Here is a 26,721-nt window from a genome sequence, read left to right as displayed (position 1 = left end):
CAGCGCGGGCGACAGGACCGGCTGTCGACGTCGCCCGCACAATGGCGTATACTCCGCCTCACGTGCCGTAAGGTGCGTTAGCCAAGAGCTAGTGTGGGGCCGATTAGGATTCGACGCCGGTAGCGAAACTCTAGGTGCATGCCGAGTTGGTAACAGAACTCGTAAATCCACTGTTGCAACTTCTTATAGTTGCCAATGACGAAACCTACGGCGAGGAATCCTACGCTCTCGCAGCGTAAGTGACCTTTGCTTCTGGTAGCTTCGGCTCCAGCAATCACTAGGGGATGCCTGTAAACCCGAACTGATTGTCATATAGAACAGGATCGTCGCGTAGCACGTTGTGGGCGAAGTGACTAAAACTTACACAACTCATCCAAAGCACCCTGCCCGTCGGGCGGCTGCGGATTAAATCAGTAGACACGGCTAAGCATGTAGTACCGACAGCGGAGTACTGGCGGACGGGGGTTCAAATCCCCCCGGCTCCACCAAATGATCAATCAAAGACGTCCACGGACGTCTTTTTTTGTGCCTGAAAGCCAGTGAAATCAAGGGTTTACTGCTCTTTTGAGGGCCACAACGGTTTTTTGAGTTCCAGCCATCCCGGTATTCCCGGTGGTATTCCAGCCTACCTGGGGCTAATCTTGGGAATACCAAAAGGTGTCATGGAGCTTCTCCCATGTGCGCTCAAACAGCTCGCCTCTCCGACCGCCAGCTCAAGGCGGTCAAGCCCAAAGACAAGGACTATGTCCTCACGGATGGCGACGGCCTCCAGCTCCGAGTACGGGTCAACCGCTCGATGCAGTGGAATTTCAACTACAGGCATCCGGTCACCAAAAATCGAATCAACATGGCGCTCGGCTCCTACCCTGAGGTCTCTCTGGCGCAAGCTCGGCGAAAAGCGGTTGAGGCTAGGGAAGTACTTGCGCAGGGGATCGACCCAAAAGCTCAGCGCAATGAGCTCGCGCAGGCCAAGCTAGCCGAGACGGAACATACGTTCGAGAAAGTAGCTACCGCCTGGTTCGAGCTGAAAAAGGACTCGGTCACTCCGGCCTATGCCGAGGACATCTGGCGCTCGCTCACGCTGCACGTTTTCCCGAGCATGAAATCGACTCCGATCTCGGAAGTCAGCGCACCGATGGTGATAAAAATCCTTCGCCCTATCGAAGCCAAAGGCAGCTTGGAAACGGTGAAGCGGCTTAGCCAGCGCCTCAACGAGATCATGACCTACGGGGTCAATTCGGGAATGATCTTCGCGAATCCGCTCAGCGGGATTCGGGCGGTGTTCAAGAAGCCGAAGAAAGAAAACATGGCGGCGCTACCACCCGAAGAGCTTCCTGAACTCATGCTGGAAATAGCGAACGCCAGTATCAAGCGCACGACCCGTTGTCTGATCGAATGGCAGTTGCACACCATGACTCGCCCCGCCGAGGCGGCGACTACTCGCTGGGCAGACATCGACTTTGAAAGGCGTGCCTGGACCATCCCGCCGGAGCGGATGAAGAAGCGCCGCCCGCACAGCATCCCGTTGAGCGATCAAGCCATGTCATTGCTGGAGATACTGAAGTCCCACAGTGGTCATCGGGAATACGTCTTCCCCGCAGACCGAAACCCTCGTACTCATGCCAATAGCCAGACCGCCAACATGGCATTGAAACGCATGGGCTTCCAGGACCGCTTGGTCAGTCACGGCATGCGCTCGATGGCCAGCACCATCTTGAATGAACATGGGTGGGACCCGGAGCTCATCGAAGTGGCGTTGGCACACGTCGACAAGGATGAGGTGCGCAGTGCCTACAATCGAGCCGACTACATCGAGCGCCGACGGCCGATGATGGCTTGGTGGAGCGAGTACATTCTGAAGGCGTCGACGGGCAATCTCTCGGCCAGCGCGATGAATGTGGCTAGGGATCGGAACGTAGTACCCATCCGATAGGGCGGCGACAACGGCGACACTGGCGACAGACCGCGTGCCATCTACATCCTGCCGTCTGAGCGGATGGCGACAGTCGCCAACTCGCCTCGATTTTGGCTTCTCCGGCTAAGCCCGTGAGCATGGGGAGGCTTCGCATCCCCATGCTCACGGGCTAACACTAGAAAAGCGACAAACGGCCATTTTGCCACTGACACCCACCGACTTCCAAAGCACGCCAGAGGTGGAATCTGACGCATTTCCATGTGCCCTTCACCAATTGACCCGAGCCGCGGTGAGCGATAGAACGAAGGTTCAAAGCGCTGCCTTAGGCAGCACCCCAGATGACCAGAGCCTTGAAGGTCATGCCGCTAACCCGGTGGTTCATCCCAAAGTGCGATTCGCGCCCGGAGGCTCGCACGGTCATTCGCCAGAATGATGGACGCCCTCTAAACAATCCGCCTAGTGCGGCTGCCCGCTAACCCTTTAGCCCTGCAGCAACGAACCTGCTCGGCCAACGTTTTGTGCCAACCGTTCGCCCGTCTCTTTTTCCAGAAAAGAGACGGGCGCTCCTACCACTGCTGCAGCCCTCATCGCACAGGGCTTTGCGGCAATTCCCCTCGTGACAATCGGCGTGACAAACACCGATGTCACCAGCAACAGCGCTGTAGATGATGGTGCCGCAGACCAGGGAATGGACTGCACCTGACTGACATTCAGGCATGCCCCGGTCATCGCAGTGCTGCTTGCACCTAGCTCAGGATCTCGCGGCACTGGTCTCGTCAGCCAATGCAGCCTCCACCCGCCCACCGGTAACGGTGTTCAGGAGGCCAGATCATGAGGTGCCCTTGCTCTTGGTCGTAAGGAGCCGCCAGTCCCGCGTCAGTGGACACCCTCACAGGTCGCAGGGGCCTTGATCCCTGATAACACTCAACATTCTTGGCGGGATGACGTGAGGGAGAGATCGGTAATTTATGGAGGAAGGCTATGCAACTGCGCGAAGTCCAAGGGCCACCACGCCCCTTGTTGGAACAGCAGATTACGCCTCTACCCTACCCGGTCGCGGCGCTGGGCGATATTTTGGGGCCGGCCGTGGAACGCATGGCCGAAGTGATCGGCGTGCCCTGCGCCATGGCCGCGCAATCTGTTCTGGCCACGGCAGCTTTGGCGAGCCAGGCGCACGCCAATGTTCACCTCGACGGCAGAATTTATCCGTTGTCGCTGTACTTGCTGACAGTGGCTTGCTCGGGTGATCGCAAAAGCGCGGTGGACCATGTTGCGTTGCAGGCCGTACGCAGCTGGGAGAGGCAGCAGTGGATCGCCTATGGCGAACAGCTCAAGGCGCACCGAGCTGCAATGAGCCTCACCGCGAAGTCACCGGCCTCGAAAAAGTCAGCACAGCCAGCACTGGACGCCCAACCTGAACCCGTCCAACCGAGACTCCTCAGTGCTGAGCCGACCATTGAAGGCCTGGTCAAAAGCCTCTGCCATGGTTTGCCGAGCATGGGGCTGTTCAGCGATGAAGGCGGGCAGTTTTTGGGCGGCAGCACCATGAACAAAGACAACATGATTAAGGCGATCACTCACTTGTCGACGCTGTGGGACGGCAGCCCGATTGATCGGTCGCGCGCGATGGCAGGGGAAAGTCTGCGTGCCTATGACCGCCGTCTCAGCATGCACTTGATGCTGCAACCCCGCCTGGCCAACCGCTTGCTTCAGGACGCAGATATCAAAGACCAGGGCATCCTGGGGCGCTGCCTGATCAGTTGGCCCGAGCGTCTGATTGGACAACGGCTGTACAAAGCCATCGACCTGACCCGAGATCCAAAGGTGCGCCTGTACCAGCAACGCATTGCCGCGCTGATGCAGAAGCCTTGGTCACGCCATAAAGACGGCGGCCTCAACCCTGTAACCCTGGAGTTGAGCCGCCGCGCCCGTGAGGCCTGGATTGCCATTCACGACACCATTGAATGCGAGTCTGGGGAATTTGGCGAGCTGGTCAACGTGCAAGCTGCTGCGGGCAAAGCCGCCGCGAACGTACTTCGCATGGCTGGTGTGATGGCGGTGGTTGAGGAATCGACTGCATTGGAAGACATGCACATTCAGCGCGCCTCTACGCTGATGGATTACTACTTGGCCGAGAACCAACGACTGACTGAACAGGAGCCTCTGAATAAGCTTCGCGCAGAGGCCGACTGCCTGCTGCGCTGGTTGATAAAGAAGAACTGGCCACCGTTTCGCCTGCGCGACCTAACGCGCAACGGCCCCCGCTTTGCCCGTAAAAGCACGCGGCACACCTTCGAGTTATTGCTGCAGTTGGTTGCCCATAACTGGCTGGACAATGACGGGGACATATTCGAGGTGCGCCATGTTCCGCCTCAATGACGCCGTGCGCCGCTATCGAGCGCAACATCGCTCGCCGACCGAGTTACGGTGTGTCGCCGCCAGCGTCACCACTTTGTCGCCACCTGCCAAGCGAGATGCGGCGGGTGTTGTCGCCACTGTCGCCGCTGTCGCCAGTGCAACACCTGAGCCCATAGACCTGGCTCAGCTCATCGAGCAGTTGCAAGAGGAAGGGGCTTTGCTGCAGCACAGCGAAAATGCCCTCCTCATCCGCCCAGCACACTGGGGACAGTTGGACACCATCGGCCCCCACTGGAAAGCCCTGCTGCGGCTCCTGCAAACCAACGATCAAGGTGAAGACAATGGCGCTGGTCGGTCGGCGTGATGGTCGCAATTTTGGCTACGGTCGCCAACTGAGCTATGCCGGTCGTCAGGCACTCGAGGATATGTTCGCAGGCGGCCACTTCGCCACCGTCAAAGCACACAGCGATCGCTGGCAAGCCTTCGTGCGATGGTGCCGATCGGAGGACGGCCCCGGTTACAACGATGCACGCCAGATTGATCGACAGACGCTGGAGGATTACGTCGCATACCTGCGCCAGCAGATCCAGCAAGGCGAACTGTGCATCGCCACCGCGCAAAACCGCCTGAGCAGCGTTAACCGCGCCCTCGCAGCGCTGCGCGGTGATCTGGACGTGAGAATTGTCAGTCCGAGCCAAGCGTTGGGACAGCAGCGATCCATCGTACGCACCCGTGCGCCGGATGGCCAAGACTATCAAAACGTTCAACGAGTAGCGCAGGTGCTGGCACAACAGCAACATGAGCGGGTAGCAGCGATTGTCATGCTGGCCCGGACTACCGGAATGCGCCTGCGCGAAGCGATCCTGGCGGACCTGCCACGCTTGCACCGCGAAGCCGAGTACTTAGGCCGCATCAATATACAGGACGGCACCAAAGGCGGCCGCTCAGGGGCTTCAGCTCCGCGATGGGTCATCGCAAATGAGGAGGTAAAGGCGGCACTACAGTTGGCGCGTGAAGCGTCGCCGACCGGCAGCCGCAACTTACTGTCCCGGGATGAAACCTACGCCGTGTTCATTCAGCGGACTGTGCTCCCTGCTCGCGCAATAATGTATGAATACGGATTAAAGGGGTTCCATGAACTGCGTGCGGCATACGCCTGCAAACGTTACCAGCAACTTACAGGCCTCGCAGCTCCGATCAATGGTGGCCATGGTTTTCGCACAGAGCGCGAACTTGATCATCAGGCACGCCTACAGATCAGCCTTGAGCTTGGGCACAACCGGATAGATGTGGTTTCGGCCTACATTGGTGGACGATCATGAGCAAACCCTTTGATATGACGCTGTTCCTGAGCGGCACCCTGGCCGGCTCGAGAACGACGCAGCAACGCCACCTACGCCAAGCCCGAATCATGCAGGCTGCCATTCAACAGCGATGGCATCGAGATAATCCGTGGACCTGGCAGCTAAAGCATGTGCGCTGGTTTCTTACCCAGTACCTGAAAGATCATTCCGACGCCACCAGGTATCACTATCGTCTCACTGCTGCATTGATCTTGAAGCGCAGGGGAGCCATCGGGCGCTGACATCATATTAGAGGGATATGAGTCAGTATTAGCTGCCGAAGTCTTGTTAAGACCAAACGTTACAATTCACTCCCCTGCGAAATAATCGCTGTCTAACTGCTTCACCTCATACACCTGCTTAATGCTCACACCCAAGTTGTTCTCGACCATCAGTCGCGCCAGCTCGACACCGTCGATCAGCACCACTTTGATATCCAGCCCCAGCGCTGCAGCACGGGCGCCATCCGAGAAATCCGACGTGGTGATAAACACGCCTTTGCGGGCACGCTGGCGTGTCAAAGCGCCGATAAATTTGTCGACTTCCGGACGGTGCACAGTGTTGGTCCAGCGCTTGGCCTGCAGATAAATCACGTCAAGCCCGAGCTTGTCTTCTTTAATAATCCCGTCAATCCCATCATCATTGGTTGCCTGGGTTGCCTTACCGGCTTCCTTACGCGATCCGCCGTAGCCCATCGCGATCATGAGATCGACCACCAACTGCTCAAAAAAGCTGGGGGTAGCAGCCCGGACTTGCACTAACAGCTCATCTGCCAGTGACTGTACCAATGCTTGATGCGCTTCTGCCAACTGCTCGTCAGGCGTGGTTTCAGCAACCTCGACAGGTAGCAAGGCAGGCGCGTCAAGCTCTTGCGGTTTGGCGGTATGGAAGTCTGCGAATTCAGGGAACTGCTTCAGCCAACTAACCGTGATGCGCTCCGGGCCATCAGCCAAAGTAGTGAGGCCGCGCGGCGTAATCTGCACCATCCCCTTAGTAGGAATGCACAGCAGTCCCGCTTTGTTCAAATAAGTACGTGCCCAGCCCACTCGGTTGTTGATTACTGACTGATGGCCAGAGGGCAGCCGCTCCTTGCGCTCCTCCTCGGTCAGTTGAAACTGCTCGGCCACCTGCTCGCGCACCTCGTTGAGTGGCATCGGCATACCATTTTGCACAGTGGCCAGCACAGGCCGCATCACGCTTTGAAAATCAGGAATTGCCATCGTTGCATCCTATCCTTACACACGGTGTTCAGGCACCGTGCAAGCCGCTCTGATCAAATCCAGCCGCTGTCTTCAGCATCTTCAAAATCACCAGCGCAAACGCCCGACTCTTCGTCTCGTTATCCAGTACCTCCAGCGAGAGTTTCTCGTGGTCGGTCATGGCGTCCAGCACGGTGTCCAACACGCGTTTGGGGAACAGGCCGTGCATCACTTGATCCACCGAGTGGTTGTTCACCTGGGCCATCACATCTTCCTGGCGGCTGATGCGCTGGGCGATGCCGGTAAGGAACTGCAGTTGGTCGTCATCACTCACCTCGGCTCCGAAGATATCGTTCAGCGCCTCGATGATTTCCGATAAGCGCTTCTTCTCCGGATCATGGGGCTTGCCGCTGCCCACATCACTACTAGGTTTGAGGGTGTATTCGCCGGTTTCCTCGTTCAGGCGCAGCTGATGCTCGGCGCGCTTGCTCAGACGGTAGTGGCTCAGTTGCAGCTCGCCCACATCCACGTCGTCTTGTTGTAGGCGATCCACGCGCAACAGCGGGTGCAGGTGTTTGGCGTACACGCAGAGCTGCTCCAGTTCACGGTCCTCGTAGGGCACAATCTGCGAGAGGAACTCGTACAGGCGCACAAAGCTCTGCAGGTTTTTACGGAACAGGTCGAGTTGATCGATTTGCTCGCCGGCCTCTTTCAGCGCGTGCTCGGCTTTTTTCAGGCCGCTACTGTCGCCGTTAGCCTCGGCCGTGCGTTTGAAGTCCAGCGCCTGCTGGCGTGACTCCACCGAGAAGGCGTAGCGCTTGGCAAAGCGCTCCTTGGCCGGTGTGCAGTAGTAGCTGAGCTTGCTGGCCGCCGCCTTGGGGTCGAAGAAGGCCATGGCGAACGCCTCGACCTCCTGCCAGTGATAGATCCCCTCGGCATCCAACTTCTTCTGCAGGTCATAGATGATCTGCGGATCAGTCACATCGGTCAGCTCGGCCTTGGTGTAGTACGGCAAGAAGGCGTCGAGAATGTCCTGCGGCTCGTTGAAGAAGTCGAGAATGAAGGTTTGCTTGCTGTCGCCGAAGGTGCGGTTCAGCCGCGACAAAGTTTGCACGCAGTCTACGCCTTGCAGCTTCTTATCCACGTACATGGCGCATAGCTTGGGCTGATCGAAGCCGGTCTGGTACTTGTTGGCCGCGATCATCACGTTGAAGTCCTGGGTGTCGAACGCCTGTGCCAGGTCGCGGCCATTCAGGCCGGCGTTAAGCAGGCTGCTGCTTTCCGTCACCTCTTCAGGGATCAGCTCATCCGGTAACACGCTGCCGGAGAACGCCACCAGCGGGTGCACATCGCTGTACCCCATCTGCTGTACATAAGTCTTCACCGCCAGTTGGTAACGCACCGCTTCCTGACGGCTGCTGGTGACGACCATGGCTTTGGCCTTGCCACCCAGCAGACCACGGATATTGGCGCGGAAGTGCTCGACGATCACCTCGACCTTCTGGCTGATATTGTACGGGTGCAAACGCACCCAACGCGCCAGCTTGATGCGCGCCTTCTTGCTGTCCACCTCGTCATCTTCACCATCCGGGTGGGCGATCTTCCAAGCGGTGCTGTAGGTGGTGTAGTTACGCAGCACGTCGAGGATAAAACCTTCCTCGATGGCCTGACGCATGGAGTACAGGTGAAACGCCTCCGGCTTGTTGCTGGCACTGGCCGGCAGCGTTGGGTCGGCCGGGCGACCGAACAGCTCCAGGGTCTTGGCCTTGGGCGTAGCGGTGAAGGCGTAGTAGCTGATGCGCTCGTTCGGTTGGCGCGCCTGCACGGCGGCGTCCAGCAACTCTTCGGCGCTGACCTCTTCAGCCTCTAGGGCCTCACTGCCCAGTATCTGTTTCAGCTTGCTGGCCGATGAGCCGGTTTGCGAGGAATGCGCCTCGTCAGCGATCACCGCATAGCGCCCGCTGGCCAGCTTGGGGTACTTGTCCAGGGCATCGAACAACGCCGGGAAGGTCTGGATGGTGACGATGATGATGCGCGCCTGCTCGGCCAGCGCCTCGGCCAGCTGTTCGGATTTGCTCTGGTTGCCGACATCCCGGCTGATCGGTTTGACCACTCCCTGGGCGTGCTCAAACTGGTAGATGGTGTTCTGCAACTGGCTATCCAGCACCGTGCGGTCGGTGACCACGATCACCGAGTTGAACAGTCGTTGGCCGGCATCGTCGTACAGCGAAGCCAGCTGATGCGCCGTCCAGGCGATGGAGTTGGACTTGCCCGACCCGGCGCTGTGCTGGATCAAATAGCGTTTGCCCGGCCCTTCGGCGCGGGTGGTGTTGACCAGTTGGTTGACCACTTCCCACTGGTGGTAACGCGGGAAGATCATCGTCTCCTTGGTCACCGGCGTGCCGTCGAAGCCTTCGCTGGTTTTCTTGTCCAGGTGCAGAAAGCGTCCCAGCACCTTGAGCCAGGCATCCGGCTGCATCAGGCGTTGCCACAGGTAGCTGGTGGCGTATTGACTGTCGTCTTCAGGCATCGGGTTGCCCGCGCCGCCATCCGCGCTGCCGAGGTTGAACGGCAGGAAGAAGGTGTCTTTGCCCGCCAGCTTGGTGGTCATCGCCACCTCGTTCTGGCCCACGGCAAAGTGCACCAGCGCGCCGCGCTTGAAGGTCAGCAGTGGCTCGGGCTTACGGGTGAGCGGGTCTTTTACCGGGCGATCGTAACGGTATTGGCGCTTGGCGTTTTCTACCGACTGCTTGAACTCGCTTTTCAGCTCCAGAGTGGCGGTGGGGATGCCGTTGACGAACAACACGAGATCCAGCCGTGGATTGTAGCTCTGCCCACTGCTGCCAGCCTCACGCGCATGTGGCGAGTAGGACACCTCCGGCACCACGCGCAGTCGGTTGCACTGGTAGCGCTTGAGTGTGTCCGGGTTCATGCCGTGGTCAGGCTGAAAGCTGCACAGCTCAACCTTTACCGCAGGTAGCTTAAAGCCGTGCCGTAGCACATCTAGGGTGCCGCTCTGCTCCAGCTCGCGCACCAGCTTTTGCACCAGTACAGCGTCCGGGCCATTCGGGTTGGCCTTGGCAAACTTGTCCCAGCGCTCCGGCCAGGCATCCTTGAAGTAGCCCAGCACATCTTCGGTATACAACGCCGTGCGGCGGTCGTAGCCGCTGGCCGTACCCACCAACCAGCCTTGGGCGGCCAGGGCGTCGATAATGTCCTGCTGGAATTGCGCTTCCTTGCTGTCCGCCATTTAGTCGGCCTCTGCTACTGCTGGTTCGGGGGCTTGAGCGCTGGCCGGTGGCTGCCAGTTGCGCACATCGATTTTGCCGGTGACGGCGGCGGAGACTAGGGCAGAACGGCGTTCTTGAAGCAAAGAAACACCATGCTCGGCTTCAGTTACGAGCTGATCGAACTTAAAAGTCTCCGTATCCAGAAACGCCACAATGCCATTTTGTTCAACATACGGTGGCACTGGAAACTTCTCAGGGGATATGTGCTTGTTGTTAATCTGGGGAACTGTTGAAACATCCGCCAACTCCGAAAGCCCTCGGCACTTCAGCACACTGGCGAAGTAGTACGCATTATTACCAGCTTGCATCTCCCAGCCCATGAGATTAGGGTCAAGTAATGCGCCCACTTCCACAACATTTACTTTATTAAGAAAAATTGCAGCCCCACGCTTGGGAAAAACAACAAACCGACTTTTTGGTCGATAATATCTTTCAATAGATTCATCTACAAAAAAGTCCCACTGCCTGATGCTCAGCGTATCTGACGAGAGAGAGCCAACCTTCAAAAATGGCAGATTTCCATAGTCATTCACCATACCTTCCGGAACTGCTTCGGAGCCAAAAAGCATTCCAATGTGGCCACCTTTTTTTATAGTCCAATGCGCCGGCACCTCGCCCAGCCACTCCACGCCGGAGTCTTTCATCAGCACCGTGGGGTCGAGGCCTCTGGTAACGGCGAGGGAGATCAGGGCCTTGCGTTTTTCCTTGAGCAGTTCGATCAGGCGCTGCTGCTCTTCGATCAGCGCGTCGATGCGGGCGGTTTCGTAGTCAAGAAATGCGCTGATTGAGGACTGCTCGACGTAAGTTGGAAAGACAAAGCTGAACGCACTCAAGTCCGACAAATTTAGGACACGCTGCGCGGTACCTCTGCACACCAAGTCAATAAAATGGGTAAATGCGCGGGACTGGAAAATCCAGCATAAATATCGAGGAAGGGTGTTGTCATCGAGCTGGATTCGAGCAATGGCTCGAGACAAATTTACTCCGGCAAGCTTTGGGCCTACCTCAAATGCCTTTCCTATTGTTCCGACCAGCGACAGAACAACGTCACCTTCTTTGACAATCGTGCGCGAATATTGAGCGGAGAGCCCTGCACTTATGGTTACAAGGCCTGAAGTATCGATGAATTCATGCTCCATGTCCGTAATCCGCAACATTGGAACGCCATCATTTTCGAAATCAGGAACCAAAACTCCATAGCATGGAGGCTCTCGAAAAAAATAACCCAACTTTGAAACTACCCAGTCGGTTGGCACCTCTCCCAACCACTCAACACTGGAGTCCTTGTATGTGGAATACGCAGGAATACTCATGCTGACAGCCCCTCGATCATTTGTTTGATGCGATCGGTGCAGGCCTTGAGGTCACGGTCGATCTCAGCTAGCAAGCGTGGTGGCTGGAACACGTAGAAGTGGCGATTGAAGGGAATTTCGAAAGCGACGATGCCGACTTCGCCGTCCTGCTCATCCCGTTTGCTCTCGTCGATCCAGGCATCCGGCACATGGGGGGTGACTTCACGCTGGAAATAGTCGTACACCGACTCGCCCAGCGGCACGTTCTCGTTGTCGCGCAAGCCGGCGTCTGCTTCCGGCTGGCCCTTGGTCATGCAGACATCCGCCTCGGGGTCGCGCTCGCTCAAGGCGTTGAGCAGGGCTTTCAACTCCGGTGCACTGAGGCTGACGCTGTGGGCGGTAAGGGCTTTTTTCAGCAGCTTGCTGAACTGCTCGCGGTTGCGGTGCAGCACGCTGGCGTCCATCGCTTGCAGGGCCGTCATCAATTGCTGCTGGGCGGCGCTGTCGAGTTTCTGCAGGGCTTTTTCTTCCTGCACATTAGCGATGCGCTCGGCGCTGGTTTGGAAGTTCAGGCGTAGCGGGCGCTCAACAGTGATACGGCGGTAACCGAAGGCATCGACGGGGAAAATCTTGCTCTGCGGGGTTTCCTCGAAGCTGCCGTACAGGCGCACCAGCTCGCTGATTTGATCTTCGGTGATGTACTGGCGCTTGCTGCCCAGCGACTTGCGCATTTTGGCGTAGTGCTGGCTGCCGTCGATCAACTGCACCTTGCCCTGGCGCGCGGTAGCCTTGTGGTTGCTGAGTATCCACACATAGGTGGCGATGCCGGTGTTATAGAACATGTCGGTCGGCAACGCGACGATGGCTTCGACCAGATCGTTCTGCAGCAGGTAGCGACGGATCTCCGACTCGCCCGAACCCGCGCCACCGGTAAACAGCGGCGAACCGTTGAGGATAATGCCGATGCGCGAGCCACCGTCGCGCGGGTCACGCATCTTGCTGACTAGGTGCAGGAGGAACAGCAGCGAACCGTCAGATACGCGCGGCAGGCCGGGGCCGAAGCGGCCGTCGAAGCCTTTATGGCTGTGCTCGTCGGTGATCTGCTTCTGCACCTTCTTCCATTCCACGCCGAACGGCGGGTTGCTCAGCATAAAGTCGAAGCGCTTGTCGGCCAACTGGTCGTTGGACAGGGTGTTGCCGAGTTTGATGCTGGCCACGTCCTGGCCCTTGATCAGCATGTCCGCCTTGCAGATGGCGTAGGACTCGGGGTTAAGCTCCTGGCCGTGCAGCGACACGCTGACCTTTTCGCTGATGGACTGGATGTACTCGTCCCCCTCAGACAGAAAGCCGCCGGTGCCGGCGGTTGGGTCGTAGATGGTGACGATGCTGTTGGGCGCAAGCTTGTGGTCCTGATCGGTGATCACCAGCGAGGTGGTGAGGTGCACGATATCGCGCGGGGTAAAGTGCTCCCCGGCGGTTTCGTTGGAGCTTTCCGCGAACTTGCGAATCAGCTCTTCAAAGATGATACCCATGCCGAAGTTGCTGATGAACTCTGGACTCAGATCCGTAGCGGCGAAGCGCTGCACCACCTGATACAGCAGGTTGGCAGTTTCCAGTTGCTGAACGAAGTCTTCAAAGTGGAAGTGCTCGAAAATCTCGCGGGCATCCTTGCTGAAGGACTGCACGTAGCTCATCAGGTCGGCGGCGGTCTGGGTGTCGGACAGGGTGCCGAGGGTCAACGATGAGGAGTTGAAGAACTGCTGGCCAGCGGCGCGCAGCATGTACATTTCACGTACGGTGTCCGGGCGGCCTTCCTGAGCGTAGGACTCGTAAATCACGGCATCCTTGGTCGGCGCCAGCACACACTCCATACGCCGCAGCAGGGTGAATGGCAGGATGATGCGGCCGTACTGGGACTGCTTGAAATCACCACGCAGTAGGTCGGCAATCGACCAGAGAAAGGCGGCCGTCTGGGAATGATTTTCCGTGTTCACTCAATAATTCCTTGGAATACACAGGCAAAAGGGTGAGTTTAACCTTTCGAGCCGACTGAATGTCACAGCCCGAGGGCTCATGGGCGGCCTGGATGCCGCGCACATTAAGCCTCAGAACGTCCAGTGCCAACACTTGACGTGCGAACAGGTAAATAATCCACTCAGTTACCACTGACGCACCCGCCCTAGCTCGCAGGTTCTTGCGGATTGGCACGCTTGGAGATGAGCGCACCTGTACCCATAATTGACATATCAATGCGTGTTCAGCACGGCCTCAAAATCAGAAGCCTGCAGCTCCGAGGTCCCACTCAACATATCTCGCGCCAACGCTCGCCGCTTACTCAGCAGCTCGTTCAGCGTCGCTTCAAACGTCGGCATCGTCGCATCCCGAACCGTCGGGTAGTACACATACACATCCTTCTGCTGCCCAATCCGATAGGCCCGATCGGTCGCCTGATCTTCCTTGGCCGGGTTCCAGCAGCGCGTGAAGTGAATGACGTGGTTGGCGGACTGCACGTTCACCCCGAATCCGACGGCGATAGTGGACAGGATGATGACGGCGAAACCTGGCAGCTCCTGGAATTGATCGATCAGCCTCTGCCGGCTATTAGAGCTCTGACTGCTGGTACTGGTATCGCCATTGATGACCGTCGCCCGAAAGCCGAAATGCTGCTGAATTGCGTGCTGCAATTCCCGCTGAATATCGCGCAACTCGGTAAAGACGATGACCTTGTCGCCGTTGCCGGCCCTTTTGATCGACTCGAGCGTCTGAATCAGCCACTGAAGCTTCGGCGAGTTGTCGCGCAACCGCGTGTCTGGCTGAACGCTGTAAGGATGGGCACAAATCAGCTTTAGCTTGTGCAGCAAGCCCAGCATGCGGGAGGTCTTCTGATCGAGCTGCTCTTCGATCTGCTGCTTCTGGCTGTATGCGGAAACTTCGGACAGATACAGGTTACGCTGCAGGGTATGCATGCCAAGTGAACGGCATGCTGCGTCTTCGATTTTGGCCGGCAGGTCCTTGGCGATGTCCTGCTTGGTCCGCCGCAAAGTCTGCGGTTCGATCAGCCCACGCAGACGTTCCAGCGCATCCGTATCACGCTCCAGTGCGGCTTCGATGGGGCGCTGATAGTCGCGACCGAACTGGTTCAAGCCGCCCAGAAATCCTGGCTGAATGAAGTCGAACAGGCACCAAAGATCGATCAAGGTATTTTCGACTGGTGTACCAGTACACGCCACTCGGAAGCGTGCGGGGATAGCTTTGATCGCTTGAGTCACCAGTGCCGCCGGGTTCTTCAGCTTCTGAGCTTCGTCACACACGACGATGGACCATTGCTGGCGCGCCAGGGAAAACTCCTGATCGCGCAGTGTCTCGTAAGTCGTCAGGACGATTCGGGCATCGCCCATCCAACCCGGGCGCAGCAGGTTCTTGATGCCTTTGGCTTTCAAGTCCGCAGGGATTTCATCTTTCTTGAACTTCACCGCACTCAAGGCCGAGCCGTACAGCTTCAATACGGGCAGTGCGTCAGCAAAAAAGAAACGGTGAAGCTCTCGCTCCCAGTTATCGAGCAACGAAACCGGAGCGACGATCAGCGTTGGCTGATCGTTTGGGTACTGTTCCAGGTACCAGACCAGGAAGGTGAGCAACTGGATCGTTTTCCCAAGCCCCATGTCATCAGCGAGCAAGCAACCCGATACGTCCGTGGGGGACAAGCGGAACAAATGCTGCAACCACGCCACGCCTTGCAACTGATGGTCACGCAGAACGACCTCAGGCTTGAGCAAACCAGGCAACTCTGGCGTTGCATCCAAAGCGGCGCGTAACGCTGCTTGACGTACCTGTACGTAAGTCGGCTCGTCAATGTTGTGGCCGATTTGCAGTACGGCGCGGCCAACTTTCTCCCGTTGCTCAACTTGGCCGGTCTCGACAGGTGCAATCTTCTTCGACCAGGCATCCAACAGTTGTTCTGCTGCGGCAATCGAGAGTGGTGTTTCGGACTCTGGCAAACAGACCGTGTCATCACCGGCAGCGCGTGCTTGATCCAGCCGCTGCCCAAACGCTTCAAATTGAGTACGATCGGAAGGATCCCACCGACCCAGGATTTCTGCGTCGATGCCCAGCGCTGCCACATCTTTCGGCAACCAGTTCTCGGTCGCCTCTTTGACCAGGAAAGGCGAAGTAATTCTTTCCGCCTCACCAATGCCTGTCACACGGTCGCCGTAGAGAGAAAGGTCCAGGACCGATTCAAACTCGATTCCGGCCGCTTCGTTTTGCCAACGCTTGAGCAGGTCATTGATGCCTGCCAACTGGCGCAAATCAAAATCGCTGAGTTCCAGCTCATAGCCCTGCCAGAAGCCTGCAGGCATGCCGGCGGCCAACTTCAGGTGCAGTTCATGCACAAGCGGCGCGAATTCATGGGCCGCTTTGAACTCAATTTCGATAGGCGCCTGCGGGGTTGGAGAAATCGGCTCGAGCGTCAGTGTTACCTGCTCGATACGCTGGCCCGCTTCATCCAGTTTGGGTTCCAGATGGAAGCGATGAAAGAAAATACCGGCCTCAGCGAGCTCGTCTTCATAGGCTTCGGCATCCAGCACGTGTGCGGCACTTTCGCCGAGTGTGCTGTAAGGGTTACGGACGAATGAAAGGGCATCGTCACCAGCAACCCGACGCCCAGGCAACGAACGCACATAGTCCAGTACCGACTTGACTTCAGGCTCAATCAGAACATGAGTCAGCGAGCCATCGTCACCCGTTACCCGGTATCGATCCTGAACCTGCTTGGCACCGTCAAAGCTCTCAAGCCAGTTGGCCGGCTGGCCATCAAAGCTCGGTTGCAACTCGATAACTGGTGTGTCGCCAAGCGTCGACTTTCGTGGGTTGAGCCGCAGTTTCTCGGGTTTGATAACGACGGTCTTATCCAAGAAACCATCCATACCAGCGCCAGCCTTGCGCGCCAGCTTTCTGATGCTGGCCCAACCGATCTGGTTGGTTACTTCACCGGGCTCATTTTGTTGTGCCAGATAAAGCTGTCGTACAGCACCGGTCAGTTTCCAGGACGCCTCAGGCAGCATTTCTGTGGCTCCCTGATGTTGAACGATGGCCCCCGTTCGCTGCACCTGCACGCTGGCATTGGACTGCGGATCACGCCAGCCACTGATGGAAACCTTGAAATCGTCGGAGGCAAGGCTACCTTGGCTGCTCAATTGAGGGATGAGGGCTGTAAGCGATGGTAACCCCAATAGCGGCAGGCTTGTTACATGCTCGGGCTCATCCAGCAGCCGGTAGAGCTCATCCCACGTCAAAAGCCAGCGATCGCTCAACTGGGAGACGAACTCCTCTTCTTCCAGCTGATCAAGATAACTCGCCAGCGACCAGGACTCCGTGCTCTCCGCCAAGCTCAGGGGATAACAGATGCCCTGCTCTTCAATGGAAAAAACCGGCTCAGTACTTTCTGCTGCCGAGTTCGGCTGCAGGCCAATGCCTTTGAGGAAACGCTTGAGCATTACTGCCTCCAGAACCGGAGTGGCTGGTTATTGACGGGCCTGAAGCCCAGGCGCTGCAGTGCAGTTACTGCGGCCGGGTCATGATCATCAAGCTGGACCTGAAATGCACCGCCGCGTTCGCGCTGATCATAGACCTTGTATTTGACCGACTTTAGAGCGTCACGGACCTGGTCTTCAAAAGGCAACGGCTTGGCTGAACCTGCCGCTGCGGCCTGACTCTGTACACGAATACCCCATTGCTCGAGGGCATAATCGAATTTGCTGAGCCAACCCTCTATGCGGTCCGGGCGGCTGGGTGCAGGTGAATGCCGCATTCGATCCAGTGCACGATTAGGCTGCTTCAGCTCGCTCGCCAATTCGAGCTGCATCTTGTCTGGGTTGAAAGGCGACTTGTCTGCTTGATACACATAGCAGGCATTACCCGTACCGGAGAATTCCACGAAAAAGTAGTTCCCGATCTGCATAATGACGGCATTGTTATGGCCGGGCCCGCCTACCAGTCGGCTGAGGCGCCCCTTGTTCTTCTCCCGGAAGTGGACGAAGTCTCGCCCGCTGTCATGCCAGGCATCCGAACCCATGACAATCCTGGTGTAACTCATCTGGTTGGCAAAACGCAGCCAATAATGCAGACGAGATTGATCGACTTCTGCCTCCCCTTTGAGCAGGTTGAAGAAGTGCTCCAGATCCTCCTTCGCAAACCACGCCACAACCATCGCACAGACATCTTTATCGACATACTGCAGCCAGCTGTTTTGTCTAGAGCGGATCTGCGGACTCCCCCAATTGTCTAGCGCCAGCTGTTTGAGCAGCGACGATGGCTTCTCCCGATAAGCTGCCAAGTGGTAACGCGACAGGCATGCACTCAGAATGTCGTTCATGTACCGCGGGTGCTGTCGGCCAATGTCGACCAGGTCGGGCAAGCGCTGAGAAAACTCAGCGTCATCCAACATGAAAATGCGAGAAATCAGTACGGTAAAAATCCTGCGCCACAGCCAGCTGTTGTCCGGGATCTGCGCAATTGTCTGCAATGCCGAAAGGTCGCTAATCTCGCCCTTGAACATCTGGTCACCCAGCGTGGCTCCTGCCTGCTCGGAAAAGAGCTCCTGATGTTGCTGAACGATCTGCACCCATTCCTTCACACGCTTCTGCTGGTCTCTGACGCATTCGAAACCGAGCTGAACATCTTCGCGTAACATGCACCAATTGGCGTTCTGCGCAGGCGTAGCGGCGTCGTAGCCAAAGTAGCTGAAGCATAGCGCCAACCAATCCCGGCGGCTCAGTCTTCGCTTTTCGATACGCTGATGTACTTCTTCGTGTACGCGGGCATAAAGCTGGTCATCGTCCAGTATCGGCCCGACGCGCTCACTCTTGTCGGAAAGGCCGGCGAATACCAAGCGCCATTCCGAGGCGTTGAGTGGTAGTACATTGCGAAACTTGCTTATCGCAGCACGGCGCTTTTCTTCGGGTGGCGGCAATGCCTTTTCAGCGCGCTCGAATCGCTCATAAAGATCGACTCCCGCAGCAGCCAGACGGGGAAATCGCTCCAACGGTTCTGGGGCCTGCACCGTGCGATGAGCTGACAGGCTTTGGCTAATGGCGGCGGAAAGCCTCGCGATCGAACTGGTCATCGGTTCATCGCCAACTGACATTTTTCCACATCAGTATTAGTGAACACCGGCACATCAGGCTTGAGATTGCCCTCCTTCTCCTTCAAGCCAAAGAACTGCATACGCAACTCCACTCGCCGGCTTTCTTCCTTGGTGTCCTTCGCATTGTTGAACGACACGCCCCCCGCCAGAAACATCGATCTGATCTGCTGCTGATGCTCCGGCGACAATCCGACCTGGAGCGGACTGCGACTATCGAGCAGGCTGCACATCACCCACTCCGAGCGCTGCAATGACAGGTGCAAGTTGTAAAGGTAGGAACCGTCGGTGTCGGTCGACCCCTCGATCACGACCTGTTTGAACCACTTGCGCCCCTCTTCACTGTTGGCTGCGTCCAGAATCATCGGCACGACCTCCTGAAGTGCCGATTGGCCATCGTTGCTCAGCGCGTACTGGTTATGCCCAAAGCGGCCAGCATCGCCGAAGCTGATCCGGTTGTCCTTGCAGTCCACGACGATGGTCTTGCTGGCAGTCTTCGCCTTGAGGCTCAGGTGCTCGCAAATCTGACTGATGTCCTTGCTACGCTGCTTCTCCCCCTGCTCCGCCTGGTTGATACGCTGCGTCACGGAACTCAAAGCCGCCACCATGACCACAAGAAACAGAATCATCATCGCTGTCATCAAGTCAGCGAAGGAAATCCAGAAAGGCTTCTCTCCCTCGTCCTTTGAACGGGCAGCCGAAGGCATTTGCTTACCAAACATCGACTAGCCTCCGTTACCGCCTGATGCGTTCCATGATGTCGCCGAAGTCTTCGAGACTTTCCTTGACCCCTTCCACACCGCCAGCGAGGCTCTTGACTGCTTTATCGAGCTCGGTGTCGAGGCTACCCAGGGTTTGTCTCAACGCCCGGTCCATGCCTTCACCGAATTCCTTGAAACCGTTACCCAGCACACCACTGATGTTTTCGAGGTATTCATACACTTCGCGGTTAAGCGCCTGCATCCGCTCGCTCTGAACCTTCAGGTCCTGAAGATACTGGCTGCGACCGCTGGCTTCCCCTTGAGCACTGGCAACTACCCCTTCGATGACCGCGAGGGTTTTCGCGAGCGCTTCACGATTGTTCCGGTAGTCCGCGACAACGGTGTTCAGCTCACGCGACGCCTGTGCAAGCTCAGCCCCTGCGCCCTGGACTGTACCCATCAGCCCCGCCGTCGATTCACTGGCTCGCGCAACACTTTGCCCAGCAGTTTCAAATCGCTCAGCCGCGGCCCGCATCTTGTCCGCACCTTGCTGCATACCGAGCAGATGCTGCTCTGTCTGCGCGCTCAATGCATTGACAGTGTCTTGGGCAGATTTCTGTTGCTCGGAAACCGTCTGCAGCAATGCTTTGACCTGCTCGTCGAGGCCGCCCACCAGGTCGCGGGTACCTTGGTGCAGGTCTGCCTGGGCAGCGCGGGTGGATTGATCCATCTGCTGCTGACCCTGTTCCAGTTGCTTGAAGACTGCCGAGAGCTGTTCACCCAACACCTCGACGGAGCCTGCAATCTTGGCCATGGTTTCCTGTTGGCCCTGGCCGATGCTCTGCTTGATCGACTCGACAAAAGCCTGGAGATTTTCAGCCATCGCCTCTTGGCGGGCCTCGCTTTGAGCGAACAGCTTCTCTAGTTGCTCGGCCATTCGAGCGCCAGCGCCCTCCCCTTCGTTGCCGATACGGGCAACCGAAGCCTGAAGATTGGCGAGCATGTCGTTCATCCCCGCTTGCATGGCATTTTGCCCGGCCTGCATATCGGCCAGTAACTGGGCAATCATGGACGAACTGCTTTGATTAGAGGACTCGCTAGCCGAACGCATGTCCTGGATCAGCGTCGAGAAGCCCTGCTGCATCGACTGCATGGCGGCAACCGACTGGCCCATCAACTCGTGCAGGCCATTGAACTGCTGGCCGAACGTACCTTCCAGCTTGTTCATGAAGGCAACCAGAACATCCTGTAGCAGGTTCTGTACCTGCCCGGACTGTTCGCCACTGGCGGCCTGCACCGCACCCGCGATGGCTTCAAGCGGCGACTTGAGGCTATTCTCGATTGCGCCGCTCACCTGATCGGCCAGCAGCTGCCCAGAGTCTCGGTACGTCGTCGACAAGGTATCTGCCAATTTGAGGCTTTCACGGACCTGGGTATCGACGAGGTTCTGTAACATTTCCCGCAGATCAGTCACCAGGCTGTCCTTCAGCTGGCGGGTTTGCACCGAGCTTTCAGCGCTAGAGCGCACCAGCTCAGCCAGGTATTCCTCACCGACACCGCTGTCAAAAAGCCCGTCGATTGTTTCATTGAACGCTTCAAGCAGCTTGTAGCACTGCCCCAGGCGCCACTTTTCAGTGAGCGTGACGGCGATGGAGGCCATGATTGAGATAAAAGAGCCGATGAAAGCGAACAGCACGTCTTTCAACAGCTTGTCGACGCTGGCGTTAACCTGTTCAGGCGTGCTCGGGTCAAAGTGCTGAAGGCCCAGCATCAAGCCGAAGAAGGTTCCGACGATCCCGATACCGGTCAAAATACCCGGTAGATGCTTGTAGAACTCGGTCCCCAGCGGGGTATCAACCACACTTTGCGGTGAGAAGAAATGTGCAGCACCGGCAGTGGCTCGTGATCGGAGAAGAACCTGTTCGCCCTCCTTGAGCTCGAACTGATCGTGCAGCGTTTCAGCATACTCGCGCCAGGAATGCTCCAGTCTGCTGCCACTGAATAGACGTTCCAGCTCAGAACGCCGGAGAGGTGGATCGAGAGTTTTCACGTTCTGCAAGCTAACAATCAAACGTTTCAGCTGGGCGCTAAGCTTGAATGACCTACAGAAGTAACGGACGAAGTACCAAGCGCAAAGAATGAAAACGAGACCAACAACCATTTTGGGTGCGATCAGCTGCTCAGAGCTTGCTGCACCCCATAGGTGCAACAACGTCGAAAAATCCATACCTTCCGCCTTCAATTAAGCATTTTTTGATATTCAGCAAGACCGCATTACCCACACGGATGCGCCAATCGCCTGTCCCGCTGGGGACAGCGACAGCACCTTGCCAAGCACGTTTTGGGGCACTACAAGCTCGTAGTGGAATGGGCGCATCAATGCGCCCCCAGAACCTTCCTTGGAAAAAATGCCGGAGAATAATATCCTTATGCCATCACCTTAGCCTGAGCCGTAACCGTCGTAAAGCCGGGAACCACTAATGGCCCCCTGACTTGGGAGACCGAAAAGGCTTGTCGAGGGCGCTCCATGCCTTAACAAGCAGGCGGCTGAATGACGGCATGGGATTCGCTGAAACCCAAAGCCTTCGCTACCCGCTAGTCTTTGCAGAAATCCCTTTGGTAATGGCGTCGCATTGCCTCCCGCATTGCAGTTTGATGCGCTTCTGCCTTCGCATCACCCCATTCGCTATTCGAATATATCAAGTCCATTTTCAAAGAGTCTGGCCGCTTCTCAAGGGCTCGCTTGTTGAGGAATCGCTGGCGCTTTTCGTTGTATGGCAGATTGCTGTACTCGGAGTTTATGCTGCGCGAGACCAGCGCCAAATTGCCAAAGCGGTTCAGCCAGGCGCTGGTGACCTTATTGGTATCGGTCGCCTGTGGATTCTGCGGCGAAATATGTTCCACCGAGTTCTTGGCTGTGAAGCGAAAGTTGCCCCATGCATCATGATCACGATGCTGCTCATACCAGAGCACAAAGTCCAGCTTGTAGAACCAGTAATGGGCAAAGTCGACGCCGTAATCGCAGGGCAACACTGCCTCGAATTGAAGCGCAGCAGCGGTACGCCAGGGCTCATTCATGAATGCCCGCGTGCGCACTACCAAGGGATCGCTCGTTACTTCCCCGAGCAATTGGTTATCCAAATGGCACAGGAAGCCGTAGTAGCGCTCAACCTCCTCCACGCCGCCACGCACGGTTTGCGCATGCTTGTGGATGAAATAAAGGAACGGTGTCAGCCAATAATGGGTGGTGATCTCCTGGGAGTGGTAGAGCATGCTCTGCAGTAACGACATGCCTTGTTTCAGATCATTGTCACGGCTGCGATTGATGTAACGCTTGTCATCATTGGCAGAGATCGAGGTGTGGCAAATTTGATGAACCTCGTCATCCCCCTGATCGACCCACTTGATGACGTATTCATCCCAAAGCACCCGCATACGCCAAAGCAGGTCAATGAACCCTTGTGCCCTCGCGGTACGCTGCGCGGGCTCCGCCGGCTGCAGTAAATGGGCCTCGAACAAGGTAAGCAGGTGCCGATCCAGCACGCGGGGCAGGTCCGGCTGCCCTTGCTCTTTCAACCAGATGCGCAGCACATGCAGAAGGAACAAAGGGAAGCCAATAATACTGCGCGCCCATGGTGCCTCCCCTTCGTCCATCGCGATGGTCGCAGATCCATTGTCAAACTTGGCATCTGCGCCGTTGACAATGTTCTCCAAGGTCAGCCGTTCAGCAGATTCCACCTGTGCAGCCTCGGCTCTTCGCGACAGCAGCCCGTGCACAGCTACTGCGTGAAGCAACTGCCCTTTGCTATAGAGATCACCCAAGCGGTGAGCCTCCAGCTGTGTATCCTGGCAGAGATTACGTTCGACAAAGCCACTCATGTCGGCACAAGCGTTCCACAAAGCTGCGTAACGGGAACGGCTTTCGACGGGGATGTCGCGCAATAACCTGGCCTTGAGAATTTCGTGATGCTGAAGCTGGACTCCACGGTTGTTGATGACCTCAAACAACTTGTTCAAGTCCATCCCCTCAGGCACCTGCGTGAGCACGAGCGAAACCTTGCGATAAACGAAGGAAGCCAGCTCCTCGAGGTATTTGTCATCCACAGGCTTGCCATCCGCACGCTTGTAGGTCTGCTTGAAGGAAGCCATCAGTTGCTGAGCTTTTCTCATGCTTTGAGTATCGGGGATCTCTGGGCTTGCACCACTTTTGCCAGGCATCATGCTGGCGAGGAAGGTGTTCACCTGCTCGCGGATCGAGAAATGCAGGCGTGGAATCACGCTGTCTTTCAGCACTACCCTGCTGAAGTCGCCCATCACTTGGTTCCATATGGCGACCGTGCTGAGCATCCACAGCGTCGTGAAGCGCTGCTGCCCATCGATTAGGTCGAAGCGGCGCAGACCCTTAAGGCGATCTTGCTCAGAGGTTTTTTCAACCAGCAGGGCACCACCCAGAAAAAACTGGTCTTCGCCCCGATCAAAGGCATTCGCCATATCGGTCAGCAATGTCTTGATCTGATCATCACCCCAGACGTACAGACGCTGGTAGATAGGCACGTTGAAGCACCAGGCCGCGTCGTCTTGATGAACAAGCTGTTCCAAGGTGAAGAGACGGGAATCAATACTCATGGCGATCTTCCTGACAAGCCTTCAAGTACGTTTCGAGCCATTGCGATTTACCCGCAAGGGTCGAGCATTCGGAGTCCAGCTGCCCTTGATAGAAATCAAGGACCGCCCTCTTGTATCGCCCCTGCACCCCCTGCCCTACTGATACCGATTCGTTAGCATACGAAGACACCACCGCTTGTTGTCGGTGCTGAAGAAAGTCCAGCACCTGCTTCGGGTGGTAACTCTGGGCAATCACATCCAGCAGGTTCAGCTCGGCCAGCCTGAAGAAATTGGCCGCGGTTTCCTGCTTGACCTGTTTTTTCTCCAGGCGAATCGCGCCCAGCAAAAACTCCAAGCGCAGGGCAAAAGCGGTCAGTTGTTCAACGTCGAACTGATCGACATACATCAGGCTGCAGAGCATGAAGATCTCGCGCAGGTACTCCTGGTTACTACGCAGCAGCTGTTTGTAAATCATGCGGAAGATACTGACCTGCGGACAAGGCGCAGGATCATTCATTAACCGTTGCAGCAACGCTGCGTACTTGTCTGCGTATAGAAAGAACCCAACACCTTCATGGATGGGCTGACGCAACGCCATAGGCAGGTTTGCAGGATTTTGCCCGACTCGCAGCTGGCTACCCTGCAGCACATAATCACCATCTCCCGCCAGCGTCATGCAGGACGCTAGCCGATTGTGCCGGGTCGCGTAGAGCGGCACGCTGTCAATACGGCTACGGCTGTCGGCGGCGTGGGGCCAAGTGTCGCGCTGGAATTCTGCCAGGAGCGGTTCGTGCTTCCCCGCAGGCGTGTGCGATCCGCGCCAACGCCGCGCACGCCAGAGAAAACGATTGAATAAGTTAGGGGCGAAGTCCTGACCTGGGCTCAGCACCGCCGGGAGGCGTTGCAGCCTCTCCCAGCGCTCTGCACAGTCCCTCTGCAGTGCAGCCTTGAGTTCAGTCTTCCCTTGCGCGTAGTCGATCGCACGCAGGTGATAGGCCTTGAGCAGGTCAGTGGCCTCCAAGCGCACCCCGCGGTTGTTCTGGGTGTCGAAGAAGGTGAAAGCTAGGTCAGTGCTGTCCACTTCGATCACTGTCAGTCGCAGCCTTTCGATGATCTGCGGCGCAATCGCCTCCATTTGCCTCAATGCCTGCAATCCTTCAGCAATATGTCGCAGGGATTGTCCCGAATAGCTGAGTGCCTGCCCCACTGGCAGCTTGCCGGTAGAGCGGTGGTACAACAGCGACAGCGCGGTGATGCGCTGCTGACCATCGATGATGAACCGCTTCGACTGGCTTGCGTCGCGATGCAGTAGTACACCACCCATGTAGTAAGGCAGGGTGGTATCCGCCTGTGCTGCATATGTTGCTAGGTCATTGACCAGTTGCGTCAGCTTGTCTGGCCCCCAGACGAAACCACGCTGATAGCTGTCCAATGCCAACGGCCAATCGCTTGCATTGAGTAATTCTGCGAAAGACAGAGTACTGACCCGTACAAGCGAACTCGGCTTGGCGGGTAGAATTTCCCGAATCAATTTTCGTCCCAACGTTTACGCAGCGTCCTGATCAGCGCGTTCCCTCGCAACGCGCGGCCGTCCGGCCCACAGAGCGCGACAGAACCTTCCGGCAACCCGAAGACTTCTTCGATCCTTGCCCGGATGGTGCTCACTTTCGCATCCGAGCGCGCGGCGCGATAGCGAGCCGCCTTCCGGTTTCCGATAACAACCGTCGAGTCTTCTTCCTGGTCATCCGAAGCCTCCAGGTCCTCGACATCCCAGGTCTCTTCCGCTTCATCCTCCTCGATAAGGTCGCCATCGTCGTCGGCCTCTTCAGCCTCGTCGACTTCAGCGGTCAGGTCAGCCAGCGTCTGGGCGTGGGAGTACCAAGTGCTGGCATCCTCTTGTTCCCACACTAAGCCATCCTGGACATGGAAGGTGCGCAGGGCTGCGGAAGACGGAACGTAATCACTGAAGCGCGACTTCACGGCCGGCAAACGTTCAAAGCCAGCCCCCAAGGCACGCAGCACCTTTTCTGGGCCTGCAACCAGCAAAAATTCAGACCAGCACGGCTCGCGGAAATTGACGCTGACAGTACCGTACATATAGAGAGTCGCTCGCAGTGATGCGTCCTGCTCAGCCAATTGGGTGAGCACCTGCATGACCGTACGGTAGATGCTAAAACCTGCGTCCTCTATGGACTGCGAATCGACCTCGACGGTGGGTAGGGGCGATTTACTGTTGACGAACGCGAGCTCCGTCACCGATTTTTTGATCATTGCGTTCATTCCTTGAGCGGGACCTTGGGTGGGCGTTACGAGCTGATGTGTCAAGTTTGCAAACATCGGGATGAGTGCATAGAGCAGTGAGTGTCATCCCACGCGGAAACCGCGCGCTTAAAAAGGCATAATGCCACCACTGCATGATATGACTCTACAATTCTCATCCAGCACACCTTCATTCATGACGAGGCCAGCAGCAGCCTCAATCGGAATCAGCTGCGGATGCGCCAACCTGTCCCCTCCCTACTTCTCGTCTTTACGAATCTCGGATGTGTAGTGGTCTACTAACCCCGGACACCAATTTAGGCGAGAATGCTCGCCACAGAGAGGTGTCTGATGACCAAGCAACGCCGTACCTTTACTCCTGAATTCAAGCGCGAAGCTGCCTGCCTGGTGCTCGACCAAGGCTATAGCCACGCCGAAGCTGCACGCTCGCTCGGCTTGGTCGAGTCAGCCCTGCGCCGGTGGGTTAATCAGCTTCAGCAAGAGCGCGGCGGCATCACGCCGGCCAGCAAAGCGTTGACGCCAGAGCAGCAAAAAATCCAAGAGCTGGAAGCTCGCATCACGCGCCTTGAACGCGAGAAGTCGATACTAAAAAAGGCT

General features: G+C 57.0%; 17 protein-coding genes and 1 other RNA gene. 7 read left to right on the top strand and 11 right to left on the bottom strand.

Annotated elements, in window-relative coordinates; all coding sequences use genetic code 11:
* Positions 1–95: 95 nt before the first annotated feature.
* The 6 genes from ssrA (at position 96) to N430_RS26190 (ending at position 5,858) form a co-directional block, all read left to right on the top strand.
* Positions 96–488, top strand: a transfer-messenger RNA (tmRNA) gene (gene ssrA / locus N430_RS26215).
* 188 nt (positions 489–676) lie between these two features.
* A complete protein-coding gene (locus tag N430_RS26210) occupies positions 677–1,933 on the top strand; it encodes an integrase domain-containing protein (RefSeq protein WP_110639678.1) in 1,257 nt (418 codons plus the stop codon).
* Positions 1,934–2,896: 963 nt separating this feature from the next.
* Positions 2,897–4,294 (top strand): YfjI family protein, encoded by a 1,398-nt coding sequence (locus tag N430_RS26205; RefSeq protein WP_110639679.1) that lies wholly within the window; start codon positions 2,897–2,899, stop codon positions 4,292–4,294.
* Positions 4,278–4,637, top strand: a complete 360-nt coding sequence (locus N430_RS26200) for a hypothetical protein (protein ID WP_110639680.1) — start codon at positions 4,278–4,280, stop codon at positions 4,635–4,637. The genes N430_RS26205 and N430_RS26200 overlap by 17 nt, the downstream gene beginning before the upstream one ends.
* Positions 4,615–5,595: an integrase domain-containing protein gene (locus tag N430_RS26195; protein ID WP_110639681.1), complete on the top strand. Its 981-nt coding sequence runs from the start codon at positions 4,615–4,617 to the stop codon at positions 5,593–5,595. Before N430_RS26200 ends, N430_RS26195 begins: the two co-directional genes overlap by 23 nt.
* Positions 5,592–5,858 carry a hypothetical protein gene (locus N430_RS26190; protein WP_110639682.1) on the top strand — a complete coding sequence of 89 codons (267 nt, stop codon included), beginning with the start codon at positions 5,592–5,594 and terminating at the stop codon, positions 5,856–5,858. Before N430_RS26195 ends, N430_RS26190 begins: the two co-directional genes overlap by 4 nt.
* A gap of 66 nt (positions 5,859–5,924) precedes the next feature.
* Here the strand turns inward: N430_RS26190 and N430_RS26185 are convergent, their stop codons facing one another.
* From N430_RS26185 to N430_RS26135, 11 genes are all read right to left on the bottom strand, one after another.
* Entirely contained in the window at positions 5,925–6,836 is a 912-nt protein-coding gene (locus tag N430_RS26185) for a restriction endonuclease (protein ID WP_110639683.1), read from the bottom strand.
* 28 nt (positions 6,837–6,864) lie between these two features.
* Positions 6,865–10,065: a type I restriction endonuclease subunit R gene (locus N430_RS26180; protein ID WP_110639684.1), complete on the bottom strand. Its 3,201-nt coding sequence runs from the start codon at positions 10,063–10,065 to the stop codon at positions 6,865–6,867.
* Positions 10,066–11,418, bottom strand: coding sequence for a restriction endonuclease subunit S (locus tag N430_RS26175; RefSeq protein ID WP_110639685.1), 1,353 nt, complete (start codon positions 11,416–11,418; stop codon positions 10,066–10,068).
* Positions 11,415–13,391, bottom strand: coding sequence for a class I SAM-dependent DNA methyltransferase (locus N430_RS26170; RefSeq protein WP_110639686.1), 1,977 nt, complete (start codon positions 13,389–13,391; stop codon positions 11,415–11,417). The genes N430_RS26175 and N430_RS26170 overlap by 4 nt, the downstream gene beginning before the upstream one ends.
* Positions 13,392–13,643: 252 nt before the next feature.
* A complete protein-coding gene (gene zorD / locus N430_RS26165) occupies positions 13,644–16,892 on the bottom strand; it encodes a type I Zorya anti-phage system protein ZorD (RefSeq protein ID WP_110639687.1) in 3,249 nt (1,082 codons plus the stop codon).
* Positions 16,892–18,520 carry a type I Zorya anti-phage system protein ZorC gene (zorC, locus tag N430_RS26160; protein ID WP_110639688.1) on the bottom strand — a complete coding sequence of 543 codons (1,629 nt, stop codon included), beginning with the start codon at positions 18,518–18,520 and terminating at the stop codon, positions 16,892–16,894. Before zorC ends, zorD begins: the two co-directional genes overlap by 1 nt.
* Positions 18,517–19,260: a type I Zorya anti-phage system protein ZorB1 gene (gene zorB1, locus N430_RS26155; RefSeq protein ID WP_110639689.1), complete on the bottom strand. Its 744-nt coding sequence runs from the start codon at positions 19,258–19,260 to the stop codon at positions 18,517–18,519. Before zorB1 ends, zorC begins: the two co-directional genes overlap by 4 nt.
* 13 nt (positions 19,261–19,273) lie before the next feature.
* On the bottom strand, positions 19,274–21,466 hold the full coding sequence (zorA1, locus tag N430_RS26150) for a type I Zorya anti-phage system protein ZorA1 (protein WP_110639690.1): 2,193 nt from the start codon (positions 21,464–21,466) through the stop codon (positions 19,274–19,276).
* Positions 21,467–21,834: 368 nt separating this feature from the next.
* Positions 21,835–23,865: a DUF262 domain-containing protein gene (locus N430_RS26145; RefSeq protein WP_110639691.1), complete on the bottom strand. Its 2,031-nt coding sequence runs from the start codon at positions 23,863–23,865 to the stop codon at positions 21,835–21,837.
* Positions 23,855–25,282 carry a DUF262 domain-containing protein gene (locus N430_RS26140; RefSeq protein WP_165837388.1) on the bottom strand — a complete coding sequence of 476 codons (1,428 nt, stop codon included), beginning with the start codon at positions 25,280–25,282 and terminating at the stop codon, positions 23,855–23,857. The genes N430_RS26145 and N430_RS26140 overlap by 11 nt, the downstream gene beginning before the upstream one ends.
* A gap of 89 nt (positions 25,283–25,371) precedes the next feature.
* The gene (locus tag N430_RS26135; RefSeq protein WP_110639693.1) at positions 25,372–26,115 is read right to left on the bottom strand and encodes a hypothetical protein; all 744 of its coding nucleotides are present in this window, start codon (positions 26,113–26,115) and stop codon (positions 25,372–25,374) included.
* A gap of 339 nt (positions 26,116–26,454) precedes the next feature.
* Here N430_RS26135 and N430_RS26130 point away from each other — a divergent pair.
* Positions 26,455–26,721, top strand: a 267-nt coding sequence (locus N430_RS26130; RefSeq protein WP_133248855.1) for a transposase, incomplete at its 3' end; no start/stop codon positions are given.

The sequence above is a fragment of the Pseudomonas sp. CC120222-01a genome (genome assembly GCF_003097235.1).
In the GTDB taxonomy this organism is placed as follows: Bacteria; Pseudomonadota; Gammaproteobacteria; order Pseudomonadales; family Pseudomonadaceae; genus Aquipseudomonas.
This window is presented reverse-complemented; position numbering and strand designations above follow the sequence as displayed.